The sequence below is a fragment of the Klebsiella sp. MS 92-3 genome, assembly GCF_000195655.1.
In the GTDB taxonomy this organism is placed as follows: Bacteria; Pseudomonadota; Gammaproteobacteria; order Enterobacterales; family Enterobacteriaceae; genus Klebsiella; species Klebsiella pneumoniae.
In genome coordinates, this window is sequence record NZ_GL882866.1 from 57037 (window position 1) to 66591 (window position 9555).

The 9555-nt window shown below is 57.3% G+C and carries 10 protein-coding genes; 6 read left to right on the forward strand and 4 right to left on the reverse strand.

Annotated elements, in window-relative coordinates; genetic code table 11:
- Window positions 1-278, forward strand: a 278-nt coding sequence (locus HMPREF9538_RS33100) for a zinc-binding dehydrogenase (protein ID WP_228701601.1), incomplete at its 5' end; no start/stop codon positions are given.
- Between the two features lie 44 nt (window positions 279-322).
- On the opposite strand, the gene HMPREF9538_RS02035 is transcribed toward HMPREF9538_RS33100, so the two are convergent.
- Window positions 323-1498 (reverse strand): aminotransferase class I/II-fold pyridoxal phosphate-dependent enzyme, encoded by a 1176-nt coding sequence (locus tag HMPREF9538_RS02035; protein ID WP_004148182.1) that lies wholly within the window; start codon window positions 1496-1498, stop codon window positions 323-325.
- A 220-nt stretch (window positions 1499-1718) separates the two neighbouring features.
- On the opposite strand from HMPREF9538_RS02035, the gene HMPREF9538_RS02030 reads away from it, so the two are divergent.
- From HMPREF9538_RS02030 to HMPREF9538_RS02020, 3 genes are read left to right on the forward strand one after another with little or no spacing between them, the layout of a single operon-like run.
- Entirely contained in the window at window positions 1719-2525 is an 807-nt protein-coding gene (locus tag HMPREF9538_RS02030; RefSeq protein ID WP_002902393.1) for a MetQ/NlpA family ABC transporter substrate-binding protein, read from the forward strand.
- An 8-nt stretch (window positions 2526-2533) separates the two neighbouring features.
- The gene (locus HMPREF9538_RS02025) at window positions 2534-3547 is read left to right on the forward strand and encodes a methionine ABC transporter ATP-binding protein (RefSeq protein WP_004213990.1); all 1014 of its coding nucleotides are present in this window, start codon (window positions 2534-2536) and stop codon (window positions 3545-3547) included.
- Window positions 3540-4208, forward strand: coding sequence for a methionine ABC transporter permease (locus HMPREF9538_RS02020; protein WP_002902397.1), 669 nt, complete (start codon window positions 3540-3542; stop codon window positions 4206-4208). The genes HMPREF9538_RS02025 and HMPREF9538_RS02020 overlap by 8 nt, the downstream gene beginning before the upstream one ends.
- A 28-nt stretch (window positions 4209-4236) precedes the next feature.
- On the opposite strand, the gene HMPREF9538_RS02015 is transcribed toward HMPREF9538_RS02020, so the two are convergent.
- The 3 genes from HMPREF9538_RS02015 to HMPREF9538_RS02005 all read right to left on the reverse strand — a co-directional run bounded on the left by HMPREF9538_RS02015 (window position 4237) and on the right by HMPREF9538_RS02005 (window position 6820).
- A complete protein-coding gene (locus tag HMPREF9538_RS02015) occupies window positions 4237-5436 on the reverse strand; it encodes an aromatic amino acid transaminase (protein ID WP_002902399.1) in 1200 nt (399 codons plus the stop codon).
- Window positions 5437-5474: 38 nt separating this feature from the next.
- On the reverse strand, window positions 5475-6089 hold the full coding sequence (locus HMPREF9538_RS02010) for a YitT family protein (RefSeq protein ID WP_009486354.1): 615 nt from the start codon (window positions 6087-6089) through the stop codon (window positions 5475-5477).
- 251 nt (window positions 6090-6340) lie between these two features.
- Window positions 6341-6820 (reverse strand): Lrp/AsnC family transcriptional regulator, encoded by a 480-nt coding sequence (locus HMPREF9538_RS02005; protein ID WP_002902405.1) that lies wholly within the window; start codon window positions 6818-6820, stop codon window positions 6341-6343.
- A 334-nt stretch (window positions 6821-7154) separates the two neighbouring features.
- On the opposite strand from HMPREF9538_RS02005, the gene HMPREF9538_RS02000 reads away from it, so the two are divergent.
- Together HMPREF9538_RS02000 and HMPREF9538_RS01995 are read left to right on the forward strand one after the other, a co-directional pair.
- Window positions 7155-8534: an amino acid permease gene (locus HMPREF9538_RS02000; RefSeq protein ID WP_009486355.1), complete on the forward strand. Its 1380-nt coding sequence runs from the start codon at window positions 7155-7157 to the stop codon at window positions 8532-8534.
- A gap of 250 nt (window positions 8535-8784) precedes the next feature.
- Window positions 8785-9531, forward strand: a complete 747-nt coding sequence (locus tag HMPREF9538_RS01995) for a hypothetical protein (protein ID WP_002902411.1) — start codon at window positions 8785-8787, stop codon at window positions 9529-9531.
- Window positions 9532-9555 lie beyond the last annotated feature (24 nt).

A 9555-nucleotide genomic window follows, 5' to 3' on the forward strand; every position in this document is an offset into this window, starting at 1 on the left:
CCCTGCGCCCCGGCGGCGCGCTGTACCCGATCTTTCCGCTCGGCTTTGCCGGGGCGGAAGAGGCGCGACAGCGCGGAGTGACGGTCTCCACCACCCAGGTACGCTCCAGCGGCGCGCAGCTCGCCCGGCTTGCCGACCTGCTGGACGCCGGGGTCATCCGGGTTGCAATTGACAGCGTTTTCCCCCTTGCGCAGGCGCAGATGGCGCATGAGCGAGCAGCGCAGGGGCATCTTGAGGGCAAAATCGTGCTGTCGGTGATGGACTCGTCAGCCGGGTAATCCCCGACGGCCAGGGTTGCGTTTTTGCTTCTCCCGGCGGCGGGCTAAAACAGCGCCAGCCGGGCAAGACGGTCCAGCGCGTTGCTCAGCGCCTCGTCCCCTGCGGTCAGGCTGATGCGAATAAATCCTTCCCCCCCTGCGCCAAAACCCGTGCCCGGCGCCACCAGAATATGCGCTTCCTGCAGCAGCAGACGGGCAAACTCCTGCGAACGGTAGCCGGGCGGCACGCCGAGCCAGAGGAAGAAAGTGCCTTGTGCGTCACGCGCCGGCCAGCGCAGCGCGGCTAGTCGACGCAGAACCCACTCCCGACGTTGATGATAGACCGCCGTTAGCTGCGCAATCCGTTCGGCCGGCAGGTTGAGCGCGGCGATCGCCGCATCCTGAATCGCGCCAAACACCGTGCTGTAGCTATGGGTGTGCAGCTTTTTAAACGCCCGGATAATCGAGGCGTTGCCGACCGCGAAGCCGAAGCGCCAGCCGGCCATATTAAAGGTCTTGGAAAAAGTATAGGTTTCCACTCCCCATGCTTTCGCGTCGGGCTGGGAGAAGAGGCTCAGCGGCGCATCGCTGGCCGCGCTGCCGATGGCCGCATAGGCAAAATCATGGAGGATCGGCACCTGGTGACGACGAGCAAACTGCAGCGCGCTGGCGAACAGCGCCGGCGTGGCGAGGGCGCCGGTTGGATTATGCGGATAGTTAAGCACCACCAGCCCGGCCTTGTCAGCGACTTCCCGGGGAAGATCGTTAAAATCCGGCAGGAAATGGTTCTCCGCCCTGAGCGGCAGGCCATAAAACGCCGCCTGGGACTGCAGCGCCGCCGAGCGGTAAATCGGATAGCAGGGATCGGTGGAGATGAGGTATTGCCCGGGGCTGAGTAGCGCCCGCGGGATGCCGCCTATACCGATATGCGACCCCTGAAACACGGCGACTTCGCTGTGCGGATCGAGTTCCACATCATACTGCCGGCGATAGAACCGGGCGATCGCCTCGCGGACCTGTGGTTTGCCCCAGAACGACGGGTAGCCATGGTTTTCACGACGATGAATAGCGCTCTGCAGCGAGTCGATCACTTCCGGCGGGGTGGGTTGATCCGGACTGCCGCTGGAAAGATCGATCAGCGGTAGCGCTTCGGTGTTGACCTCCGCGGCCAGTTTTTCCAGCAGGCTGAACAGATTCTCTTCCAGGGCGTCCACCAGCGGCGAAGCAGTAAAATCAGGCATAACACTCCCGGTTTAAATCACGAATAATTAACCATCTTTAAGGGATTTATAGCGGCTGGCTAAATAACAATATACGCAAAAGATTCTTGTTTTTAAGATATGTCGGTATAGCAAAAGTTAATGAGGAATTAGCAAAAGGAAATTCGGCGTTCTGGCTTACAACCCACAGTCGGCTGTGATTTAATCGTTCAATATCGCCAACCCTCCAGGAAAATACCTTATGAACAAGTCAGTTGCGCGCGGGATCGCTCTCGCCCTGTTGTCGGCCACCTCTTTTTATGCCGCCGCCGACGCTCATCTTATCCGCGTCGGCTTTAACCCCGGGCCGTATAAAGAACAATTTGAGAAAGGCGTCGCGCCCTATTTATTGAGTAAAGGGTATAAAATCGAATATAAGGATTTCAGCGACGGTATTCAGGTGAATGACGCGGTAGCCCGCGGCGATATCGAAGCGAATATTATGCAGCATCCGGTATATCTGAAAGCAATTAATGAGCGGCTGGGGATCGATAACGTGGGCATTGTGCAGGTCCCCACGCCGCCGATGGGGCTGTATGGTGGGAAACTGACCACCCTGGGGACCCCGGCGGCGGGCACCGTCGTGTCGGTACCAAACCAGCCGTCAAATGAATATCGCGCGGTACTGGTGCTGGAGAGCCTTGGCTGGGTGAAAATTAAACCAGACAGCGATCCGGCCACTTTTTCGCAGCGTAACATCGTAGATAATCCTTACAAAATTGTCCTAAAAGAGATGGATAATGCCCAGCAGGTTCGCGCTCTGCCGGACGTCGACTATGGCCTGATTCAGGGCAATTTTGCCGTCTCCAGCGGTATGTCCCTGACCTCGGCCTTAAAGCTGGAAGCAGCCACCAGCCATTTTATTAATGTCGTGACCGTCGCCGGTAAAAATCAGAAGGCGCAGTTTGCCAAAGATATTATCGATGGCTACCACTCGGCCGAGTTCAAAAAATATATTCTCAGCCATCCGCAGTATGATGGTTACCTGCTGCCTGACTATTTAAAATGAATAACGCGATGATAGAATTTCGCCACGTCAGTAAAAGCTTTTCCAGGAAAGGACATCCGGTTCTGGCCTTGCAGGATATTAATCTCAGCATTGAGCGAGGCGATATTTTTGGCATTATTGGCTACAGCGGGGCAGGAAAAAGCACCTTATTACGGCTGATTAATCGTCTGGAAACACCTGGCGAGGGCGAGGTACTGTTAAACGGCGAGCCGCTACAGGACTGCAGCGGCCAGCGCCTGCAGGCCATCAAAAAAGATATCGGCATGATCTTTCAGAATTTTAATCTGCTGAATTCGAAAACCGTTTTTCATAACATCGCCATCCCGCTTATTTTACAGGGGCGCGACAAGGCCTTTATCCAGGCGCGGGTGGCGGAACTGCTGGCGTTCGTCGATCTGAGCGACAAAATCCACAGCTACCCTAATGAGCTGTCGGGCGGACAAAAGCAGCGGGTCGGTATTGCCCGGGCGCTGGCCACCAACCCGTCGGTCCTTCTGTGCGATGAAGCCACCTCGGCGCTCGACCCCCACACTACGGTGCAGATCTTACTGCTTTTGCAGGAGATTAATCGTCGGTATGGCATCACCATCGTACTGATCACCCATGAGATGTCGGTGATCCAGAAAATCTGTCACAAGGTGGCGGTGATGCAGGCGGGCCGTATCGTTGAACAGGGGGCGGTTTTTGATCTCTTTGCTCAGCCGCAGCATCCGGTCACTGCCAGTTTCGTGCAGTCGGTGGTGCACGACCGCCTGCCGCAGCGGGTGGCGTCGTTCCTGCAGCGCGATAACGGCGCCCGGGCTTTACGCCTCGAATTTGTCGGCGCGACGGCGCAGCAGCCGATTATTAACCACCTGATCCGCGAGTATGCTGTCGAGGTGAATATCCTGTTTGCCAGCATGTCTGAAGTTCAGGGCCGGATTCTGGGATTTATGATTGTGCAGCTCCTCGGCGAGCCTGACGAAACCGAACGCGCCATCACCCATCTGGTCGATGCAGGAGTGAAAATCACCCATGTTTGATCTTATTGATACCGCCATTACCGGGGATCAGTTTCTGCTGGCGCTGCATGACACGCTGATTATGGTCGCCGTCTCGCTGGGCTTTGGCGCGCTGATCGGCGTACCGTTAGGGATTGTGCTGGTGGTTTGCCGTCCCGGCGGCATCGTGGCCAACCCGGTGGTGCATCAGGCGCTGAATCCGCTGATTAATGTGCTGCGTTCGCTGCCGTTTATCATTTTGCTGATTGTGATCCTGCCCTTTACCAGACTGCTGGTGGGCACCACTATCGGCACCGCGGGAGCCATCGTGCCGCTGATCGTCTTTGTCGCCCCCTATATTGCCCGACTAGTGGAGAGCTCGTTGCTGGAGGTGGATGAGGGGATCCTCGAGGCCGCGGACGCCATGGGCGCAACCCCGCTGCAGACTGTCTGGCACTTTATGCTGCCGGAGGCGGCGGCATCGCTGATTCTGGCCCTCACCACGGCGACCATCGGTCTGCTCGGCGCCACAGCCATGGCGGGTACAGTGGGCGGCGGGGGAATCGGGGATCTGGCTATTACCTATGGCTATCAGCGCTTCGACGCTTTCGCCACCCTCACTACCGCCCTGGTGCTGATTGTTATTGTCCAGCTTATTCAGACGCTGGGGACCCGCCTGGCTCGCCGGCTGCGTCGCGATTAATCGCTCTACCGCGCCGGGGTTGACCCGGCTAGCGTGCGCAGACCGCGGCGAAGGCGCTGGCTACCCGCGCAATATTGCCGTGGTTGAGCCCGGCCACGCAGACCCGACCGCTGGCGATCAGATAGATGCCATGCTCTTGACGCAGAACGTCTACCTGATCGGCGCTAAAGCCGGTGTAACTGAACATGCCGCGCTGGGTCAGCAGATAGGAAAAATCCCCCGCCGGCAGGGCTGCCTGCAGGGCCTTCACCAGCGCGACGCGCATGGCGCTGATGCGGGTGCGCATGGCCTCCACTTCTTCCTGCCACAGGGCATTCAGCTCGGGATCGTTGAGCACCTGCGACACCACCTGGGCGCCAAACCCCGGCGGGCTGGAGTAGTTGCGCCGCACGGTGGCTTTCAGCTGGCCCAGCACGCGCCCGGCGATATCGGCATTGTCACAGACCACTGACAGGCCGCCAACCCGCTCGCCATACAGCGAAAATATCTTGGAAAACGAGTTGCTGACCAGCGCCGTCAGCCCGGCGCTGGCGATGGCGCGAATGGCATAGGCATCCTCGTCCAGCCCGCGGCCGAAGCCCTGGTAGGCGATATCAAGGAATGGGATCAGCTCCCTGCCGATCAGCACCTCAATCACGCGATCCCACTGCTCGCGGGTGAGATCGGCCCCCGTCGGGTTATGGCAGCAAGGGTGAAGCAGCACAATGCTGCGCGGCGGCAGCTGCTGGAGGGCGGCGAGCATAGCGGGGAAATTCACCCCGCGGGTGGCGCTGTCGAACCAGGGATAGGTATGTACCTCAAAGCCGGCGCCGGCAAAGATGGCAACGTGGTTCTCCCAGGTTGGATCGCTGACCCAGACCGCGGAGTCGGGGAAGTAGCGCTTGAGGAAATCAGCGCCCACCTTTAGCGCGCCGGAGCCCCCCAGTGTCTGGATGGTGGCGATGCGTCCGGCACGCAACGCCGGATGATTGTCGCCAAACTGCAGGGTCTGGACCGCGCGGCGATAGGGCGCCAGCCCCTCCATCGGCAGATAAAGGCTGGCCTTTTGCTGCTGACTCTGCAGCCGGTCAGCGGCCTGACGGACCGCCTCCAGCTGGGGAATAATGGCCTGCTCGTTATAGTACAGCCCGATGCTGAGGTTAACTTTGTCTGCCCGGGGATCCTGTTGAAAGGCTTCCATCAGCGACAGGATAGGATCGCCCGCATAGGCGTCAACGTTCTGAAACACAGTGGTTACTCCTGAAATGACCGTCAAAGGTGAAGCCATTACACCGCGTAGCGTCCGGGACGGTGGTTCATGGCGATAATCGAATTCAAAATCACGGCGCCGAGGATAGAGACCAGCAGCATCGGCAAGCTCACTACCCACAGCGAGGCGGTGACGATGCAGGCGTCAACCACCATCTGGAATTTACCGGCGCGGATGCCGCTTTTGTCCTGCAGATAGAGGGCCAGAATATTAACGCCGCCGAGGCTCGCTTTATGGCGAAACAGCACCACAAAGCCGATGCCGACCATGATGTTGCCGAAGAGGGTGGCGTAATAGGGATTCAGGCGATCGACATGGATAAAGTAACCGTGCAGGTCAGAGAACAGGGACACCAGTCCGACCGCGCAGAAGGTTTTCAGCGTGAAGGCGGCGCCCATCCGCCGGACAGAGAGCCAGTAGAATGGCAGGTTAATGACGAAGAAGACCACGCCAAACGGCAGGGGGGTGGCATAGTGGATCAGAAAGGCCATACCTGCCGTTCCGCCGGTCAGGGCACCGGCCTGGCGAAATAAAATAATGCCAAAGGAGATCATCAGCGTGCCGAACAGCAGCGCCAGGGTATCCTCCAGCCAGGTGTGGGTCAGTTTTTCAGGGGAAAGGATATTATCCATAAATAAGCACTATCTTTTCGTTAACAAGGATAAGCTCTTGTTTGCAAAAATCGCACCAGAGGAGCGTGCCCTGCCGAGCGTTTGCGGAAAAAATAGCCGTGGTTTAGCCTAACCTGTTGTTCTGACAGGAAGAGAAAATTGCACGGGTCGTGCGGTTTATGGTTTCCGAATGCGTGAATTGTGCGAACTTGCCGCTTGTCGCGCATTGTCTGGCCCCGCGTCTGCACCAGCGCAGGGCACTGTGCCCCGGTTCAGCGCAGCGGGGTCGTGCCCGGCATCAGCTGGCCGTTCTCTTTAAGGCGGTTGAGCACGACGGCGGTTTTCAGATGGGCCACCCCTTTGTTTTGCGCCAGAATATGGCTGATCAAATGGCTCAGACCGGGCAGGTCCGGGACCGTTACCCGCAGCAGATAATCGGCGTCGCCGGTGGTTTTCCAGGCGTCCAGAATGGCGTCCACTTCACTGAGCATCTGATGAAAGCTCTCCACGCATTGCGGGGTGTGATTCAGCAGACGCACCTCAATCAGGCCAAGCATCTCCTGCCCGGCTGCATCCGGCGCCAGACGCGCATGGTAGCCGAGGATAAGCTGTGCCTGTTCAAGGGCGATACGGCGGCGCGAACACTGGGAAGCGGACAGGCCGATAAGCTCGCTCAGCTCCTGATTGGTTAAACGGCCATTGGCCTGCAGCAGGGTAAGTATTTTCAGATCATAGTCGTCGATGTTGTACATAGTGGCCACTAGCGGAACGTAAAAGTGGCTACTAGCCTAACAGTTTTTTGCCTGGCGTGAAGCCTGAGCGGACGGCGGCAAACCGGATGCACCAAAACGGGTCAGGTTTATGCATCAATCCGCTCTTTTTCTCATGATCTGTGCGTTATCTGGCCAGTTTTCGCGTGTGATGCGCCAGGTCGGCGCCGACATGACCAGCTACCGGAACTGATTTGAAAAGAATATTTGAATATATTTCAATTAATTAATTTTTGTCTGACGCTGCAAGACGCTCCGCTGGCCTGAAAGTTGCTACCGGCGAACGTGACTTTTTACAGACAGGGGCAGGTCAGAGATGACAACGCAGCAAGAGCATCAGTTAAAACGCGGGTTAAAAAACCGCCACATCCAGTTGATCGCCCTCGGGGGGGCGGTCGGCACCGGACTGTTTTTAGGTATCGCGCAAACGATCCGTATGGCAGGCCCGTCGGTCCTGCTGGGGTACGCCATCGCCGGGGTAATCGCTTTCTTTATCATGCGTCAGCTTGGCGAAATGGTGGTAGAGGAGCCGGTGGCGGGGTCGTTCAGCCATTTCGCCAACCGCTACTGGGGGCCCTTCGCCGGGTTTATGTCCGGCTGGAATTACTGGGTGTTGTACGTGCTGGTAAGCATGGCGGAGCTGACGGCGGTGGGGATCTATATTCAGTACTGGTGGCCGGAGGTACCCACCTGGCTATCGGCGGCGATCTTCTTCGTGGTGATCAACGCCATCAACCTGACGCACGTCAAAGTGTATGGCGAGCTGGAGTTCTGGTTCTCGATTGTCAAAGTGGCCGCCATCATCAGCATGATCGCCTTTGGCTGCTATCTGTTATTTAGCGGTCACGGCGGCCCGGCGGCGACGGTGGCCAACCTGTGGCAGGACGGGGGATTTTTCCCTAACGGCATCACGGGCTTGGTGATGGCCATGGCGGTGATCATGTTCTCCTTCGGCGGGCTTGAGCTGGTGGGGATCACCGCGGCGGAAGCCGACGAACCGCATAAAACCATTCCCAAAGCCACCAACCAGGTGATCTACCGTATTCTGCTGTTTTACGTGGGGTCGCTGGCGGTCCTGCTGTCACTCTACCCGTGGCGGAACGTCGTGGAAGGGGGAAGCCCCTTTGTGCTGATCTTTCACGCCATTGACAGCAATATTGTGGCCAACGCCCTCAATCTGGTGGTGCTCACCGCCGCGCTGTCGGTCTACAACAGCTGCGTCTACTGCAACAGCCGGATGCTGTTCGGCCTGGCTCAGCAGGGCAACGCCCCGCGTGCGCTGCTGCGGGTGAACCACCGCGGGATCCCATTGACCGCCCTGGCGGTATCCGCCGTCGCCACGGCGCTTTGCGTGGTGATTAACTATGTGATGCCCGGGAAAGCCTTTGCCCTGCTGATGGCCCTGGTGGTGGCCGCCCTGGTCATCAACTGGGCGATGATCTGCATCACTCATCTTAAGTTCCGCCGCGCCATGCAGCGGGCGGGGAAGGTAACGGCTTTCCAGAGTTTCGCCTATCCCCTGACAAACTGGCTGTGTCTGCTGTTTCTCGCCGCGATCCTCGGGGTGATGTATCTGACCCCGGACATCCGCATCTCCGTCTGCCTGATCCCGGTATGGCTGTTGATCCTTGCTGCAGGCTATCTGCTGCGCAGGAAAAGCGCGCCGGGGCCGGTGGCGGCGCTTGAGGAGCGTTAATCTGCGACGCCCTACCTGGCGGCAGGGCGATATTATTGCGCTGAAAATATATAGCGCCAATATATAGGATGGTTTATATAATTACGATAAATGATAACTAACAATATCACGCTGAATATAAATTAGAATGTGAGGAGACCGCGCGCTTTTTGATTGATCTTGCCAACGGCTTTGCTACTATCCGGGCGGCATTCGATTTTATTTAATAATGTCTGATAATGGAATAGCAAAATACATAATGGAGTATAAAATGAAGCATGTGCACAAGCTGGCCTGGATTGGCCTGTTCGTCAATATTATTATCTGTTTTGTCGCGCGAAATTTATTACTTGATGAAGGACAGCTGAACTTCCATAGTCGGGCGGACGGCGTATGGTCCTGGCTGGTGCTGGCCCTGTTTATTGCCGTGGTGGTTCAGGCGATCAGCATAATGCTGTCAGGCCGCTACCCTTATCTGGCCATCGTCCTGGCGTTTGTTGGCGGTATCGTGATGGTGCCCGCCAGCGTGATCTTTCTGGTGGGTAGTCTGTTCAGCTTGCAAACGCGGATTAACGCCGGATTTACGCCCTGGCGATCAACCACGGCAGTGGGCGAGGCTGATAACCAGCAGCTATTAACCTTTAATGCCTCAGGCTTTTATCCCCAAGGGGCGCTGGCGCTCATCGCCGGGATCATTATTTTAATGATTGGCATGGGTATAGGCGGAGTATTTATTGCCGCCGGTATTGTTGCGCTGTGCAATGGCTATCGTCTGCAAAATCGGGTGGTGATTGGCGTGAGCGGCGAGTCGATGATATTTACGCCGGGGCTCTATGCCGATACCTACGTTATTCCCTTGCGGGATGTTGCCGTAGTTGAACGCAGCAATAATGATGCGAAAGTCCGACTGCTGATCCGTTCCAGCGGCAGAAGCTTCACGTTGCGTAAAAAACTGCTCGCCGGCGATAAGGTTAATGACGCCTTCGCCGCCATTCTGGCAAAACTGACTACCGTTTAATGCTGGCAGAATAGAGAAGCCCCC

What these genes read in the sequence shown, in the direction of transcription:
- HMPREF9538_RS02025 (WP_004213990.1), top strand. Translation starts at nt 2,534, where the DNA reads ATGATAGAATTTCGCCACGTCAGTAAAAGCTTTTCCAGGAAAGGACAT.
- HMPREF9538_RS02030 (WP_002902393.1), top strand. Translation starts at nt 1,719, where the DNA reads ATGAACAAGTCAGTTGCGCGCGGGATCGCTCTCGCCCTGTTGTCGGCC.
- HMPREF9538_RS02010 (WP_009486354.1), bottom strand. Translation starts at nt 6,089, where the DNA reads ATGGATAATATCCTTTCCCCTGAAAAACTGACCCACACCTGGCTGGAG.
- HMPREF9538_RS02020 (WP_002902397.1), top strand. Translation starts at nt 3,540, where the DNA reads ATGTTTGATCTTATTGATACCGCCATTACCGGGGATCAGTTTCTGCTG.
- HMPREF9538_RS01995 (WP_002902411.1), top strand. Translation starts at nt 8,785, where the DNA reads ATGAAGCATGTGCACAAGCTGGCCTGGATTGGCCTGTTCGTCAATATT.
- HMPREF9538_RS02035 (WP_004148182.1), bottom strand. Translation starts at nt 1,498, where the DNA reads ATGCCTGATTTTACTGCTTCGCCGCTGGTGGACGCCCTGGAAGAGAAT.
- HMPREF9538_RS02000 (WP_009486355.1), top strand. Translation starts at nt 7,155, where the DNA reads ATGACAACGCAGCAAGAGCATCAGTTAAAACGCGGGTTAAAAAACCGC.
- HMPREF9538_RS02005 (WP_002902405.1), bottom strand. Translation starts at nt 6,820, where the DNA reads ATGTACAACATCGACGACTATGATCTGAAAATACTTACCCTGCTGCAG.